14 protein-coding genes are annotated in these 15,018 nt (G+C 70.4%); 11 read left to right on the forward strand and 3 right to left on the reverse strand.

Annotated features, from left to right (window positions below):
* Nucleotides 1-162 precede the first annotated feature (162 nt).
* Complete coding sequence (msrB, locus tag ACZ60M_RS11995; RefSeq protein WP_465417318.1) at nt 163-573, reverse strand: peptide-methionine (R)-S-oxide reductase MsrB; 411 nt, start codon at nt 571-573, stop codon at nt 163-165.
* Between the two features lie 193 nt (nt 574-766).
* Between msrB and ACZ60M_RS12000 the strand changes: the two genes are divergently transcribed.
* The 9 genes from ACZ60M_RS12000 to ACZ60M_RS12040 all read left to right on the forward strand — a co-directional run bounded on the left by ACZ60M_RS12000 (nt 767) and on the right by ACZ60M_RS12040 (nt 11,072).
* On the forward strand, nt 767-1,795 hold the full coding sequence (locus tag ACZ60M_RS12000; RefSeq protein ID WP_465417320.1) for a lactonase family protein: 1,029 nt from the start codon (nt 767-769) through the stop codon (nt 1,793-1,795).
* Nucleotides 1,796-1,884: 89 nt separating this feature from the next.
* Nucleotides 1,885-2,502, forward strand: a complete 618-nt coding sequence (locus ACZ60M_RS12005; RefSeq protein WP_465417321.1) for an acyl-CoA-like ligand-binding transcription factor — start codon at nt 1,885-1,887, stop codon at nt 2,500-2,502.
* Nucleotides 2,503-2,638: 136 nt separating this feature from the next.
* The gene (locus ACZ60M_RS12010) at nt 2,639-4,882 is read left to right on the forward strand and encodes an MMPL family transporter (RefSeq protein ID WP_465417323.1); all 2,244 of its coding nucleotides are present in this window, start codon (nt 2,639-2,641) and stop codon (nt 4,880-4,882) included.
* 69 nt (nt 4,883-4,951) lie between these two features.
* Nucleotides 4,952-5,659 carry a DedA family protein gene (locus ACZ60M_RS12015; protein ID WP_465417325.1) on the forward strand — a complete coding sequence of 236 codons (708 nt, stop codon included), beginning with the start codon at nt 4,952-4,954 and terminating at the stop codon, nt 5,657-5,659.
* A gap of 149 nt (nt 5,660-5,808) precedes the next feature.
* Complete coding sequence (locus tag ACZ60M_RS12020; protein ID WP_465417327.1) at nt 5,809-7,503, forward strand: DUF2264 domain-containing protein; 1,695 nt, start codon at nt 5,809-5,811, stop codon at nt 7,501-7,503.
* A gap of 163 nt (nt 7,504-7,666) precedes the next feature.
* The gene (locus ACZ60M_RS12025; protein WP_465417329.1) at nt 7,667-8,560 is read left to right on the forward strand and encodes a sigma-70 family RNA polymerase sigma factor; all 894 of its coding nucleotides are present in this window, start codon (nt 7,667-7,669) and stop codon (nt 8,558-8,560) included.
* 16 nt (nt 8,561-8,576) lie between these two features.
* Entirely contained in the window at nt 8,577-9,242 is a 666-nt protein-coding gene (locus tag ACZ60M_RS12030) for an NAD(P)-dependent oxidoreductase (RefSeq protein WP_465417330.1), read from the forward strand.
* Nucleotides 9,243-9,258: 16 nt separating this feature from the next.
* Nucleotides 9,259-9,612, forward strand: coding sequence for a DoxX family protein (locus ACZ60M_RS12035; RefSeq protein WP_465417331.1), 354 nt, complete (start codon nt 9,259-9,261; stop codon nt 9,610-9,612).
* Between the two features lie 125 nt (nt 9,613-9,737).
* Nucleotides 9,738-11,072: a jacalin-like lectin gene (locus tag ACZ60M_RS12040; protein WP_465417332.1), complete on the forward strand. Its 1,335-nt coding sequence runs from the start codon at nt 9,738-9,740 to the stop codon at nt 11,070-11,072.
* A 7-nt stretch (nt 11,073-11,079) separates the two neighbouring features.
* Here ACZ60M_RS12040 and ACZ60M_RS12045 read toward each other — a convergent pair whose 3' ends face one another.
* Together ACZ60M_RS12045 and ACZ60M_RS12050 are read right to left on the reverse strand one after the other, a co-directional pair.
* Nucleotides 11,080-11,607: a hypothetical protein gene (locus tag ACZ60M_RS12045; RefSeq protein ID WP_465417334.1), complete on the reverse strand. Its 528-nt coding sequence runs from the start codon at nt 11,605-11,607 to the stop codon at nt 11,080-11,082.
* Between the two features lie 91 nt (nt 11,608-11,698).
* Nucleotides 11,699-12,721, reverse strand: a complete 1,023-nt coding sequence (locus tag ACZ60M_RS12050; RefSeq protein ID WP_465417336.1) for a phosphotransferase enzyme family protein — start codon at nt 12,719-12,721, stop codon at nt 11,699-11,701.
* Between the two features lie 197 nt (nt 12,722-12,918).
* Between ACZ60M_RS12050 and ACZ60M_RS12055 the strand changes: the two genes are divergently transcribed.
* Together ACZ60M_RS12055 and ACZ60M_RS12060 are read left to right on the forward strand one after the other, a co-directional pair.
* Nucleotides 12,919-13,734, forward strand: a complete 816-nt coding sequence (locus ACZ60M_RS12055) for a class I SAM-dependent methyltransferase (RefSeq protein ID WP_465417337.1) — start codon at nt 12,919-12,921, stop codon at nt 13,732-13,734.
* A gap of 157 nt (nt 13,735-13,891) precedes the next feature.
* Nucleotides 13,892-14,989, forward strand: coding sequence for an epoxide hydrolase family protein (locus tag ACZ60M_RS12060; RefSeq protein ID WP_465417339.1), 1,098 nt, complete (start codon nt 13,892-13,894; stop codon nt 14,987-14,989).
* Nucleotides 14,990-15,018 lie beyond the last annotated feature (29 nt).

Raw genomic sequence — 15,018 nt, forward strand, 5'->3', positions numbered from 1 at the left:
TGATTAGGGGAGCAGGGGACGAGGGTGAGCTTAGTCGGGAGGCGCGAGCCCGACCGAGGGCGCCCGGGCGCAGCCGGGCCCGATCGGCACGGCCAGAATGTGTGACATGTGATATGGCACTGCCTTGAGCGGAAGGGGCCCAAGGCGATCGGCCCGCCGCGATTACTCGGCGCCGTCGACCGGTTCCAGGGTCAGGCTGATCGAGTTGATGCAGAAGCGGGCGTCGTCCGGGTTGTCCCAGCCCTCGCCGTAGAACACGTGGCCCAGGTGCGAGTCGCAGTTGGCGCACCGCACCTCCGTGCGTCGCATGCCGAGGCTGTCGTCCTCGAGGAGCCGCACGCGGTCCCCGGCCATGGGCGTCCAGAACGAGGGCCAGCCGCACCGGGAGTCGAACTTCGTGTCGGAGGCGAACAGCTCGGAGCCGCACGCGCGGCACCGGTAGACGCCCCGGCGCTTCTCGTCGACGTACTCGCCCGTCCACGGCGCTTCGGTGCCGCCTTGGCGCAGCACCTTGTACTCGTCGCGGCTGAGCTGCTCGCGCCACTGCGCGTCGGTCTTGCGGTCCTCGGCCATACCCCCAAGTGTAGGAGCCGGAGCGGGCGCCGTCTCCTCCGCGCCGAGCCCGGACCCGGGAACGGGGCCCGCGCGGCGGGCTTGCCGGTCGGCGGCGACGCCGCCTCCACTGAACCCTCCCGGTTCGGCGCGCCGAACCGCCCGGGAGCCCGAGCCCGCGTCGTCCCCCTGCCGGGCCGCTAGGATCGGGCCCATGCGGTACCTCCTTGGCGACTACACCACTGAAGGCGGCCCGGGCCTCGTCGTGGCCGGACCCGACGGTCTCGGCGCGGCGGCGGCCGTGGTCAACCCCTCGTGGGTCCACGTCGGCCCCGAAGCGGTCTACACCCTCACCGAGACCGAGCCGGGCTTCGCCGCGGCCTGGCGCCTCGGCGAGGACTTCACGCTCGACCGGGTCGGCCAGGGCCAGTCCACCGGCGGCAACAACCCCTGCCACGCCACTGTGGACCCGAGCGGGCGCTGGCTGCTGGTCGCCAACTACGGCAACGGCGACGGGGGCGGCGCCTCGGTCGCGGTCCTGCCGATCGGCGAGGACGGCACGCTCGGCGAGGCCGCCGACGTCTTCAAGCTCTCCGGGTCGGGCCCGGACGCGGAACGCCAGGCCGGACCGCACGCGCACCAAGTGGTATGTCACATGGGACGCGTCCTGGCCGTGGATCTGGGCTCGGACCGCGTCCACGCGTTCGACCTCGGCGAGGACGGCAGGCTCAGCCCCGCCGCGACCACCCAGCTCGAACCGGGCTTCGGCCCGCGCCACCTCGCGTTCCTCGGGGACCGCGCGGTCATCGTGGGGGAGCTGGCGAACGCGGTCGCGGTCGGCACGTTCGACGAGCGCTCGGCCGTCTTCTCCTTCCAGCGGCCGGTGCCGCTGCCGGGCGGCGGGGTCGCCGACTTCGCGGCCCTGCCCGACATCGGCCTTGAGGATGACGCGCCGCAGCCGCTTCCGGCGGCCGTGGTCCCCGACCCCGAGCGCGGACTCGTGTACGTCACGGTGCGCGGCACCGACCAGGTCGCCGTCGTCGACCCGGCCGACGGGTCGCTCGTGCGCTCGGTCCCGGTCGGGGGCGCCTGGCCGCGCGACGCCGTGCTCACCGCGAACGGGACGCTCCTGGTCGCATGCCAGCACTCCGGCGCGGTCGTCCGGGTCGACCCGGCGGGCGGGCCCGAGCCGGTGACCGAGTGGACCGTCCCGGGCGTCACCTGCGTGGCCCCGCTCACGTAAAACCTTCGCTGCAGGAAAATTTGCGCCTGCTGCAAAATTTCTTCATTTGCATCTTGTAAACATGAGTAACCCCAACTAGGGTTGCTCACATGGCCGACCAGTCCGGACTCCGCGAACGCAAGAAGGCCGCCACCAAGGCGGCCCTCTGCGAGGCCACCCTGCGCCTCGCCGTGGAGAAGGGCGGTCTCGACGCCGTGACGGCCGACGAGATCGCGGCCGAGGCCGGGGTGTCCACCCGCACCTTCCACAACTACTTCCCGAACAAGGAAGCGGCCTTCCTCCACGACTTCCACGAGACCACGGCCGAACTGCTCGACCAGCTCCGCCATCGCGCGCAGCGGCAGCCCATCTGGGACGCCCTGCGCGACAGCGCCATCAGCATGCACATCGAGGAGCGGTTCGACCTCACCCAGATGCAGTGCCGCGAGGAGCTCGTCCGCAACTCGCCCGAGCTCATCAAGAACCAGGCCGGGCAGTTCATGGGGCTGTTCGCCGAAGCGCTCGGGATCGTCGCCGAGGCGACCGGCACCTCCCCGGACGACCTCTACCCCAGGCTCGTGCTCGGCAGCGCCCTCGTCGCCATGAAGACCTCCAACGAGGACTGGCTGGCGAACCCGCGCGGACGCCACCTCAAAGACGTCATCACCGCCGCCTTCGACCAGCTCGAGGTCGGCATCTCCAGACCCATAACCACAACCCATAGCTGAAACACACCAGGAAACCCGCCGCCGAAGCCGTCGGCGAACACCACCCGAGCCGACCGGCCCCGCCGCCGCACACCCGCCGTTCCCCGAACGGCTGTGCGGCGGGGCCGGAAGGCGAACCCTGTAAGGAGCACCCAGCGTGGCCACCTTCCTCTACCGCCTCGGCAGAGGGTCCTTCAGACTGCGATGGCTCGTCCTCGTCGTCTGGGTCCTCATCGTCGGCGGCGTCGGCGCCGCGGCGGCGACCATGCAGCAGGAGACGAACCCCGAGTTCGTCCTCCCCGGCACCGAGTCCCAGGAGGCGTTCGACCTCCTCGAAGAACGCTTCCCCGAGGCGAGCGCCGACGGCGGCAGCGCCCAGATCGTGTTCGAGTCCCAGGACGGCGAACCGCTCACCGCGGAGTCGAACAAGGCCGTCATCGACGAGCTCGCGGCCACTATGGAGGATTCGCCGCAGGTCGCGTCGGTCACCAGCCCGTTCGCTACCGACGAAGCCGGCAACCCGATCGGCATGATCTCCGCTGACGGCCAGGACATCGCCGTCATGCAGGTGACCTACGCCGAGCCGTCCATGGAGCTCGACGAGGGCACCATCGACTACCTCGAAGACGCCGTGGCCGACACCGAGGCCGCCGGCGTGCGCGTCGAAGTCGGCGGCGACGTCCTCCAGGCCATGCCCGAGACCGGCACGACCGAGCTGATCGGCATCGCCGTCGCCCTCGTCGTCCTCGTGATCACCTTCGGCGCCCTCCTCGCGGCGGGCCTGCCGATCATCACCGCCGTCCTCGGCGTCATGCTCACCACCGCGGGCATCCTCGCCGCGACCTCGTTCATGAACGTCAGCGAGTCCACCGGCACGCTCGCGTCCATGATCGGGCTCGCCGTCGGCATCGACTACGCGCTGTTCATCCTCTCGCGCTACCGGTCCGAACTCGCCAAGGACGGCCGCGTCGAAGACAAGGCCGCCCGCGCCGAGGCCATGGGCCGCGCCGTCGGCACCGCCGGTTCCGCCGTGTTCTTCGCCGGCCTCACCGTCGTGATCGCGCTGCTGGGCCTGTCGGTCGTGAACATCCCGTTCCTGACCGAGATGGCCGTGGCCGCCGCCGTCACCGTCGTCATCGCCGTGCTCATCGCCGTCACCCTGCTCCCGGCCTTCGCCGGGTTCGCCGGGAAGCGGATCTTCACCAAGCGGCAGCGCCGCCGCATCGCCGACGGCCGCCACGACGCGAAGCCCAACGGCGGCAAGCGCTGGGCCGGGTTCGTCACCCGCCACCCGATCGTGGTGGCCCTCGTCGGCATCGTCGGCCTCGGCGCGCTGGCCTACCCGGCGCTCGACCTCGAACTGGGCCTGCCCGACGCCGGGTCCTCCGGTGAGGAGACCACCCAGCGCCAGGCGTACGACCTCATCAGCGAGGGCTTCGGCGAAGGCTTCAACGGCCAGCTCATCATCGTGGGCGACCTCGAAGACGGCGTCGACGCGATGACCGCCGCGCAGAACATCACCGACGAGCTCAACGGCATCGACGGCATCGCCGTCGTCGGCCAGGCGTTCCCGAACGCCGACATGGACACCGTCATGGTCACCCTCATCCCGGAGACCGGACCGTCCGACCACGCCACCAACGAGCTCGTGCACGAGATCCGCGACGTCCTCGCCGACGACGCCGACGCGGACTGGGCCGTCACCGGTGCCACCGCGCTGAACATCGACATCTCCGACAACCTCAACAGCGCGCTGCTGCCGTACATGCTCATCGTCGTCGGCCTCGCGGCACTCATCCTGCTGCTGGTGTTCCGCTCGATCCTCGTGCCGATCATGGCCACGCTCGGGTTCATGCTCAGCGTGTTCGCCGCCCTCGGCGCGCTCGTCGCGGTCTTCCAGTGGGGCTGGATGGCGGAGCTGTTCAACGTCGACCAGCCCGGCCCGATCATGTCGATGATGCCGATCCTGATGATCGGCCTCGTGTTCGGCCTCGCGATGGACTACCAGATCTTCCTGGTCACGCGTGTCCGCGAGGCCTATGTGCACGGCGCGGACCCGAAGCAGGCCATCGTGGAGGGCTACGGGCACTCCTCGCGGGTCGTGGTCGCCGCCGCGCTCATCATGATCAGCGTCTTCGCGGCGTTCATCTTCAGCGGCGAGGCGATGATCGCGGCCATGGGCTTCGGCCTCGCGTCCGCCGTCATCTTCGACGCGTTCATCGTCCGCATGGCGATCATCCCCGCGATCATGGCCCTCATCGGCCGCGGCTCGTGGTGGATTCCCAAGTGGCTCGATCGCATCCTGCCGAACGTCGACGTCGAAGGCGACAAGCTCCAGGAGCACCTCGCCAAGGACGCCCCGCACGAAGACGAGCGCGAGCTCGTCGGAGCGTCCAAGTAGCCGATGCCTGAAGGGGACCGGGCCCGCCCCCGGCCCGGTCCCCTCCGGCAATCGGCGAACGGGGGACCCATGACGGTCTTCTTCTGGGCGATGCTCATCCTCATCGGCATGGTGGTCGCGGACTTCTTCGTCCCCATGCTCCCCAGCGCGACGCTCGTGACCGCCGCCGCCGGGCTCGTCTTCGGCAACCCGATCCTCATCGGGGTGCTGCTCGTCGGCGCCGCGGTGGCGTCCTGGCTCGGCGAGTTCCTCGGCTACCGGCTGTTCCGCTCACTGCGGGCGGGACTCGCCCGCCGCAGCCCGCGCGCCGTGCGCGGCCTCGTGACCGGGGCGGTTGTAAAAGGCGCAGTCGCGAAACTCGAGACGCTCCTGCGCGCGACCATCGCCGACCACCCGTACCGGACGACGATGGTGGCGCGGTTCCTCCCTGCCGGGCGCACCGCGCTGGCGTGGGCGGCGGCCGGAACCGCCAAGCCCCCGTACGCGCGGATGGCCGCCCTCGGCGGGGTCCTGTGGGCCGTGTACTCGGTCGGCCTCGGACTGGTGATCGCCTGGATCGCCGGGCCGGGGCTGCAGTCGCTCGTCGGCTCGGTCGTCACCATGGCGGCCGTGGGCCTCTTCCTCGGCTGGCTCGCCCGCCGCTGGCAGCGGACCCACCCGGACCTGCCGGACGCCGCGGCCCTCGCGATCGCGGCCGAACCCGACGCGGTCCTGCAGGCCTCCGCACCCGCCGGTGAACCGGACGACGCCGCAGGAGCGACGGCTCGAGCTGCCTGACCAGAGCTGCCTGAAAGGGTCAGTGGCATATCACATGTGACACATCGGGGCCCGTCCGCTGCGAACGGGCCCCGAGTACTCCCGCCAGGCACCCCCGTTTCGAGAAGACCCCTTGCCCCGCCGCAGCCGCGTTGATAGCGTCTGCCAGCGTGACTTCACCGCAGCGCATCTTCGGACCGCTTGACCACAGCTACACCGGGTGGGCCTCGGCCGCGCTCGCGATCGGGAGGCCCGCCACCGAGCTGGCGGCCGCCGGTCCCGACGCCACCCCGGTCACCATGTCGAACCACACCCACACCGAGGACTGGTTCGAACTGCTCACCCGTCCCCTGTGGGGCCTGGCCGCCGCCAAGGACGCCGTCCCCGCCGACCTGTGGGCCACCCTCGCTGAAACCCTCGCGCGCGCCGTCGACCCCGCAGACCCCTGGTACGTCGGGGACGTCGCGAACGGCGGGCAGCGCATCGTCGAGGCCGCCGCCGTCGGCTGGGCCTTCAACCTCGCCCCCGAGAAACTCTGGGACCCCCTGGACGCCAAAGCGAAGGACAAGGTCGCGGCCTGGCTCACCGCCGCCTACAACGGCCCCGTCGCCGACATGAACTGGCACTACTTCCCGGTCTTCGCCGGACACGGCCTCAAACGCCTCGGCATCGCCCACGACCCGGCCGTCGCGAACGGCCACCTCGAGCGCATGGGCGACTTCGCGCTCGGCGACTCGGTCTTCGAGGACGGCCCCGGCGGCCGCGTCGACTACTACAACCCGTTCGCGTTCCACACCTATGCACTGCTGCACTACAAGCTCGCCGGGGACGACCGGTACGTCGCGAACGCGTCCGCGTTCGCCCGCAAGTTCCGCTCATGGTTTAGTGCCGACGGCGCCGCCGTCCCCTACGGCCGCAGCCTCGGCTACCGGTTCGCGCAGGGCTGCCTGTGGGGCGCGCTGGCCGCCGCCGACGTGGAGGCGGTGCCGTGGGCCGAGGCCGCCGGGTTCAGCCGCCGCCACTTGGAATGGTGGTGGGACAAGCCGATCCTCGACCCCGAGGGGCGCCTCACCGTGGGGTACACGTACCCGAACAACGCGGTCGCCGAGCAGTACCTGACCTCGGGTTCGCCGTGGTGGGCGACGAAGATCTTCGCGGGCCTCCTGGCGGGCCCCGACCACCCCTTCTGGACGGTCGAGGCGGCCGTGCCGGGCCCGGTCGTGGAGCCGCACAAGGCCGCCCGGGCCGTGCATGTCCGCGACCGCAGCGGGCACGTGACGCGCCTGAACGGCCAGGCGTGGGTGCCGTGGGCGCGCACGGGCGAGGCGGCGTACGGCAAGCTCGCGTACTCGACGCTCGCCGGGTTCTCGCACGCCACGGGCGGGCCGGGCCTGGAGTCGGCGGTGCCGGACGGGGCGCTGCTGCTCTCCGAGGACGGGCGGCACTGGCGGGGCCGCGAGGACTCCGACGAGGGAACGATCGATGCGAACGGCGTGCTGACGGTGAACTGGCAGCCGTGGGAGGACGTGACGATCACGACCTCCCTCGAGGCGGCGGTCGACGGGTGGCACGCGCGGGTCCACGTGATCGATACCGGCCGGGTGCTGCACACGGGGGAGGGCGGCTGGTGCGTCCCCAGGGGTGGTCACACCGCCGAGGCCGGGGACGCGCGCGTCGCCGTCTCCAGCCAGGGGCTGCGTTCGGAGCTCATCGACAGCACGGGGGAGCGGGAGGCGGCCCTGATCGAGCCGATGCCGGGCACGCACTTGTACTGGCCCGCAACGGTACTGCCGGTGCTCAGAGGGGTCCTTGAACCGGGCAAGCATGTCCTGAAATCTCTGATATATATCGGATCCGAGGTTTAGAACCTCGCTCTTAAAAAGAGACAAAAAGACTGAAGCGTGCGCGGCTTCGCCGCGCTCTCACCAGAAGAACGACTGCGAGCCCGGTCACGATTGCGCTCCGGGTGTCACAATCGGCGGCCCTCTTCGGCTCTTGGAGTGCGACCGAGAGAAGAGGAGGGCCGCCGTGAACGCAGTACCAGAGGGTTCGGCGCCTGCCGCGGTGTTCGCCGAGCACCGCGAGCTGCTGTTCGGCATCGTCTACGGGATGCTCGGCACGGTCGCCGACACCGAGGACGTGCTCCAGGACGTCTGGCTCGCCTGGGAGCGCCGTTCCCACGGCGACCCGGTCGAGCATCCCCGCGCGTATGTGGTGCGGGTGGCGATCAATGCCGCGATCGCCCGGCAGGAGGCGGTGAAGCGCCGCCGCGAGACGTATATCGGGCCGTGGCTGCCCGAGCCGGTGATGACCGAGGCGGCGCCGGACGCGGCCGGGCCCGCGCTGCTGGCGGAGTCGGTGTCGTTGGCGCTCATGGTGGTCCTGGAGTCGCTGACCCCGGCGGAGCGGGCGGTGTTCGTGCTCGCCGACGTGTTCGGGTACGCGCACGGGGAGATCGCCGCGCTGCTGGGACGCACGCCCGCGTCGGTGCGGCAGATCGCGCACCGGGCCCGGTCGCACGTGCAGGCGCGGCGGCCGAAGTTCGATGTGGACCCGGCGGTGCACCGGCAGGTCACCGAGCGGTTCATGGCGGCCGTCTCGGGCGGCGACATCGACGGGCTGCTGGGGCTCATGGCGCCCGACGTGGTCCTCACCTGCGACGGGGGTGGCCTGGGGCCCGCGGCGGGGCCGCGTCCGATGCGCGATCCCGCGCGGATCGCGTCGCTGCTGGTCAGCCGTCGGTTCCGCCGTCACGACGGGCTCGAGGTCGAGTTCCGTCCCGTGAACGGTTCGCCTGCGGCGCTGATGATCCGCGAGGGCCGCGTCGTCGGCGTCCTCATGCTCGACCTGACGCCGGGCCTCGACCAGGTCGCGGCGGTCTATGCGGTCACGAACCCGCAGAAGCTCACCACACTTCACTGAATCCGGGGGAATCCCAATGAAACTCACCGTCGTCGCGGCGACGGGCGGGGTCGGCCGTGCCGTGCTCGCCCAAGCCCTCGCAGCGGGCCATGACGTGACCGCTGTCGTCCGTGATCCGTCCCGACTCGACCGCGCGGTGCGGTCGGTCGCCGTCGATCTGACCGAGCCCGTCGCCGAACCGCTCATCGCGGCGGTGGCCGGGGCGGACGCGGTCCTGTCGTGCATCGGTCCGCGCGGGAAGGCCGAGACCGGGATCGTCAGTGCGGGGACCGCGCGGCTCCTCGCGGCGATGCAGGCGGCCGGGGCGCACCGGATCGTCGCCATCGCGGGGATCGGCCTGTCAACGGTCGCGTCGCCGAACCGCCCGCGGCCGCTGCGGCGCGAGCCCGGCGCGGGCGCGGTCATGAACCTCGTGACGCTGCCGCTGGTGCGGGCGATGCTGGGCCCGCACATGAGCGATGTCGCCGCCGCCGAGGAGCAGCTGGCGGCGAGCGGCCTGGACTGGACGAGCGTGCGGGCCCCGTACCTCTCGGACGGGCCGCTCACCGGGACCTACCAGGTCGCCTACGGCACCAGCCTGCCCCGGGCGTTCAAGCTCTCGCGGGCGGACGCCGCGCACTGCATGCTCCGGTCGGTCACCGACCCGCGCGCTTCGCGCACCCACCTCACCGCAGCCAACTAACCAAGGAGACTCCACCATGTCCACCCTGTACCTCGTCCTCGCGATCACCTTCGGCGTCCTCAACCTCGGTTCGGGGATCGGCGCGATGGTCCGCCTGAAGACCATCCTTCCGCTCATGGACGGTGCGAACGTGCCGCAGTCGCTGCTGGTCTTCCCGATCGGCGTCCTCAAGGCCGCGGGCGGCCTCGGCCTCCTGGCCGGCCTGGCCTTCCCGCTGGTCGGCACTGCCGCCGCGGCGGGGCTCGTCCTGTTCTGGACCTGCGCGATCCACACGCACGTCCTCGCGAACTTCTGGCCGAAGGAGACGGTCCTAACGTTCACGTTCCTCGCCTCCTCGATCGCGCTGCTCGCCCTCGACCTGGCCATGTGAGCGAGGGTTCACCGCCCGGCGGGGCGCGGTTCTCCCGGCAGTCTTGAACATTTCGCATTATTCGGGCAATCTGATTGCGCCATAACCGAAGCCGGGCCCCCTCGGCCGCAAGACTCTGGAGCCACATGCACCTCCCGCCCCGCCTGGCGGCGCTCACCGCGCTGACCTCGCTCACCGCCCTCGCACTCACCGCCGCACCCGAACCGGCCGAGGCGCAGGAGACCGCGCTCAGCGGCGACCTCTCCGTCCTCTCCTACAACGTCGCTGGCCTGCCGCTCGGGCTCGGCGACGGCGACCCGGAGACGAACACGCCGATCCTCGGGTCGCGCCTGGGCTCGTACGACATCGTGCACGTCCAGGAGGACTTCAACTACCACGCGGCGCTGTACGCGGCCGACGACCATCCGCACCGGACGGCGACCAGCGGCGGCGTGCCGTTCGGCGACGGCCTGAACACCTTGTCGGACTTCCCGTTCGAGGACTTCGAACGCGTCAAGTGGGACGACTGCGCCTCGGGCTCGGGCGACTGCATCACCCCGAAGGGGTTCACGTTCATGCGTGCCCGCCTCGCCGAAGGCGTGTGGGTGGACCTGTACAACGTGCACACCGACGCCGGGAGCGAAGCGGCCGACATCGCCGCCCGCGAGAAGAACCTGCAGCAGGTCGCGGCGTTCATGGCCTCGCACTCGGCCGGGAATGCCGTGATCGTCTACGGCGACACCAACACGCGGTACACCCGCGGGGACGGCATCGCCGAGTTCGCGGCCGGCAGCGGGCTCACCGACGCCTGGGTCGAACTCGTCCGCGGCGGCGACGCCCCGAATGAAGGCGACGAGGCGCTCGTCTGCGACGACGCCACGGTGAACGAGCAGTGCGAGGTCGTCGACAAGGTCCTCTACCGCTCCGGCGACCACGTCAAGCTCGACGCGGGCCAGTTCCGCAACGACCACGCCGCGTTCCGGGACGACGCCGGGAAGAACCTGTCCGACCACTACCCGATCGCCGTGGACTTCTCGTGGTCGACCGGAGGCGACTTCACGTTGAGCGACCAGTTCGGCGGGCCGCACGGCGACTTCTTCACCGATGTGGACGACCTCGACGCGGGCGACGCGGCCCGGGTGCTGCGCCTGCGCGCGGGGTCGCGCGTCGACCAGATCGGGGCGACGCTCGCCGACGGCACCGTACTCGCCCACGGCGGCAGCGGCGGCACCCTCAAAGAGCTCCAGCTCGCTGCGGGGGAGTACCCGACGGCCCTTCGTGTGTGCCAGGGCAAGTACGACGGCCACACGCGGATCTTCTACGCCCGCTTCACGACCAGCACCGGTCGCACGCTCGAAGGCGGAACCGTGACGGGCGAGTGCGCGACGTTCACCGCGCCGTCGGGCTGGCAGATCGCGGGCTTCCACGGCCGCTCGGGCACCGCGCTCGACAAGATCGGCGTGGTCTACACGCGCCGCTGAGCCGTGCTCAGCTGTCGGCGAAGATCGGGGCCAGGAAGCCCACGGGTGCGCTGACGGCGGTCAGGACGATGAACCAGACCAGGTAGCCGGGGTCGGCCGCGTGGAGCAGGATGCCCATCACGACGACGGCCGCGACGCACAGCAGTGCAAGGAAGACCAGGAAGAAACCGCCCACAGCATCGAGCGCGGCGGTTGCGTGCAGCACGAGCGCGCCCGCCGCGCCCGCTATGAGCATCGAGCCCCCGATCGCGGCGATGCCCCAGAGCAGGTTGTCGAAAGTGCCCTCGGACCAGGCGAGCACGGCATCCCACGAGAAGCCCGCTCCCTCGTCCGAGGGCTCCTGCTCGCCGCCGGTGGTGTTCTCGGTGGCGGTCCGGTCCTCGTCGGGTTCGGCCTCAGTGGTCTGCGCGGCGCTCGGGGCGAGGGTCCAGCCTTTCTCCTCGAGCCACTGCTGGCCGCCGAAGAGGGCGAAGATGGTGGCGACGCCGGACAGGAAGGCGACGGTCCAGGCGAGGCCCTTCACGAATGTCGACAAGGGGTTCCGTTCCTCCATCGGGCGGCGCATGCGGGCGAATACCTCATGCGGGGGCGGGGCGGTGCTGATCTTATTGCCGCCGCGCCACCGGTCAGCGGTCAGTGCCGAGCGCGAGGCAGCGGCGGACTTCGCCCATGCGCCAGGCGATGTGCCCGGCGGTGTCGACTTCGCCGCTGCCGTTGCTGTGGACGAGACCTGCGGCCCAGAGGCACTGGGCCGCATGGCGGGCGGCCATGAGCAGCGGCAGGTGGGTCTCGTGTTCGGCCGGGAGTTCGCGGACGGTCCGGTACCCGTCGAGGAGGGCGGTGCGCAGGCGCGGGAAGTGGGGGTAGTCGTAGAGGTTGCCGAGCACGGGGCCGAGGTCGGCGAGGTAGTGGCCCCAGCCCGTTTCGTCGAAGTCGAGGACGCCGATGCTCCAGCCGCGCGGGGTGCGGGCCGGGTGGCAGTTGCCGAGGATGTAGTCGTGGTGGACGATCCCGTACGCATCGCGGCCCTGGCCGAGCCGGTCGAGGAGTGCGGCGGTCCGGTCGGCGACGGTATCGAAGTCGGCGAGGTCGGTGGGACTGAGAAGTTCGCGGAAGTCACCGGGGCGGTAGGGCGAGGCTTCGGTGAACAGTGCTGCGGGGTCCCAGGTCGGCAGCTGGAAACCCTCAGGTGGAGTGAAGGTCTCGGCGGCGTTGTGGAGGTGCGCGAGGGCGCGGCCGATCGCGTGGACGCCCTTAGGTCCGAGCCCGTTCTCGGGGCGTCGCACTTCTCCGTCGATCCAGGTGAGCAGGTCGCAGTGGAGGGTTCGTTCAGGCAGGGCGACTTCGACGGCGAGCGCTCCGTCTTTGGCGGGTACCGGTGCAGGGACGCGAACTCCGGCGTTCGCGAGGTCGGTGTGGACCGTGTCGAGGAACGCCAGTTCGGAACGGGTGTGTTCGGGGCGGCGGTAGTTGGGGCGGTGAACGCGGAGCACGAGGCGGCGCCGGTCTGCGGTGGTGACCTTGTAGACCGCGTTGTTGAGCAACCGGATCGGCTCGACCTCTACGGGCCCGGGAAGGTCGTAGGCGGTGAGCGCCTGCTCGGCAGCGAGGCGGGTACTGGAGGCGTAGTCGGTGTCGTTGGGCGGCAAGTGGATTCCTTCAGTGAGGCGGGTTGCGGCTATCGCAGCAGATTCGCAGCTCGCCCGCAATCGGATATCGACGGCGGGGAATGCGATTGCCCCTCGGTGCAACCGGGGCGCGGGGGTCGGGCGTGAAGTAGTGGTACGCGAAAGCAGTGGGCCCGTGAGGTTTGCGGGACTCGACAAGAACGCGGAAGGACCATGCGATGCAGCACGCTTCTGGACGAACCACCGATGAGCGGTTCCAGACGGTCGACAACTACCGGAGCGATGATGGCCTCGCGGCCCGTCAGCGCCTCTTCCAGTACAAGACTCCCGATCACGATCTTCCCGGCACGGTCATCTCGCGCATCGCGGGGCGGCCGAAGCGGGTGCTCGATGTCGGTTGCGGCAACGGCCGCTACACCGTTCGTCTCCGTGAGGCCTTTCCCGGTGCGGAGGTGATCGGTGTGGACCTCGCCTCGGGTGTTCTGGAGGCGGTGCCGGGGCCGACGGTGGTTGCGGATGTGGCGGATCTGCCGTTCGAGGACGGTTCGGCGGAGGTGGTGCTGGCGATGCACATGCTGTACCACGTGCCGGATATCCCGGCTGCGCTTGACGAGCTCCAGCGGGTGCTGGCTCCGGGCGGGGTCCTGTTCGTTTCGACGCTCGCTTCGGATGACAGGCGCGAGTACCTGCCGATCTGGCGTGAAGCGGCGCGGTCGGCGCTGGGGAGAGAAGTGCGGCAGGCGCTTTCGGTGCTCACTGAGCGGTTCTCGCTTGAGATCGCGCAGTCGATGCTGTCGGAGCGGTTCGCTTCGGTCGAGCTTCATGATCTGCAGGGGGAGATCAAGTTGCCTGAGCCGGAGCCGCTGGTGACCGCGTTCCGTTCCGAAGCGGACTTCACGGCTCTGGAGCCGGAGGAGTTCGACCGTGTCATGCTGGCGATCGAGCGGCAGCTGGAGGCGCATTTCGCCGAGCATGACCTGCTGCGGATCAAGACGCATTTGGGGATCCTTGAGTGCCGGGGTGGGCGAGGCTAGCAGGGGAAGTGGGAGGCCGGAGACCGTTTGGTTTTCGGCCTCTTGTCGTGTCTGGTGTGATACCCGCGACTGATCGTTTGGGTTTCTAACGAATGTGGTATCGTTAGATCATCAAACGTTAGCGGTTCGAATGAATATGACCCCTGGAGTGAACGCCATGAGCGCCAACGACATCACGCCCTTCCGCATCGACATCCCGCAGGCCGACCTCGACGACCTTTACGACCGGCTCTCGCGCACGCGCTGGCCCAACGAGGTCGCCGACGCCGGGACCGACTACGGGTTCCCGCTCGCCCGGCTCAAAGAGCTGGCCGAGCACTGGCGCACCGGCTACGACTGGCGGGCACAGGAGGCGAGGCTCAACGAGCTGCCGCACTTCACCACCGAGATCGAGGGCCAGAGCATCCACTTCGTCCACGTCCGCTCCGAGAACCCGGACGCCCTCGCGCTGGTCCTCACGCACGGGTGGCCCGGGTCGTTCCTGGAGTTCATCGACGTGATCGAGCCGCTGTCGCAGGACTTCCACCTCGTCATCCCGTCGATGCCCGGGTACGGGTTCTCCGGCCCCACCAGCGAGGGCGGCTGGGGCGTCCCGCGGATCGCGCGGGCCTGGGCCGAGCTCATGCGCCGCCTGGGGTATGAGCGGTACGGCGCGCAGGGCGGCGACTTCGGGGCGGGGGTGTCGACCGCGCTGGGCGCGTTCGCGCCCGAGCACGTGGTCGGGGTGCACGTCAACTACCTGCCGATGCGGCCGGTGGAGGGGGTCGAGCTGTCCGCTTCGGACGAGGCGCGCCTGGTGAAGGTGCGGGAGCTCATGGCCAACCGGCCGCCCTACCAGGCGCTGCAGGCCCTGACGCCGCAGACCATCGGGTACGCCCTCACCGACTCGCCCGTGGGCCAGCTGGCGTGGATCGCCGAGCGGTTCGCACAGTGGACGGACCCGGCCACGCCCGTGGACGACGACCGGATGCTCACCGACATCTCCCTGTACTGGCTCACCGCCACCGCCGCTTCGTCAGGGCGGCTGCACCGCGACACGCAGCGCGGCGCGCCGGGGGAGCCGTGCCGGGTGCCGCTCGGGGTGGCGGTGTTCGCGCACGACATCACCCTGTCGGTGCGGCCCCTCGCTGAGCGGTTGTACGACATCCGGCACTGGTCGGAGTTCGAGCGGGGCGGGCACTTCGCGGCGATGGAGGTCCCCGAGCTGCTGGCGGGGGACGTGCGGGAGTTCTTCCTCGCGCTCCTCAAGAACTAAGGGAGAAGCGTGCCCCGGACCGCCGCAAG

The organism is Glycomyces sp. NPDC050141, assembly GCF_055586545.1.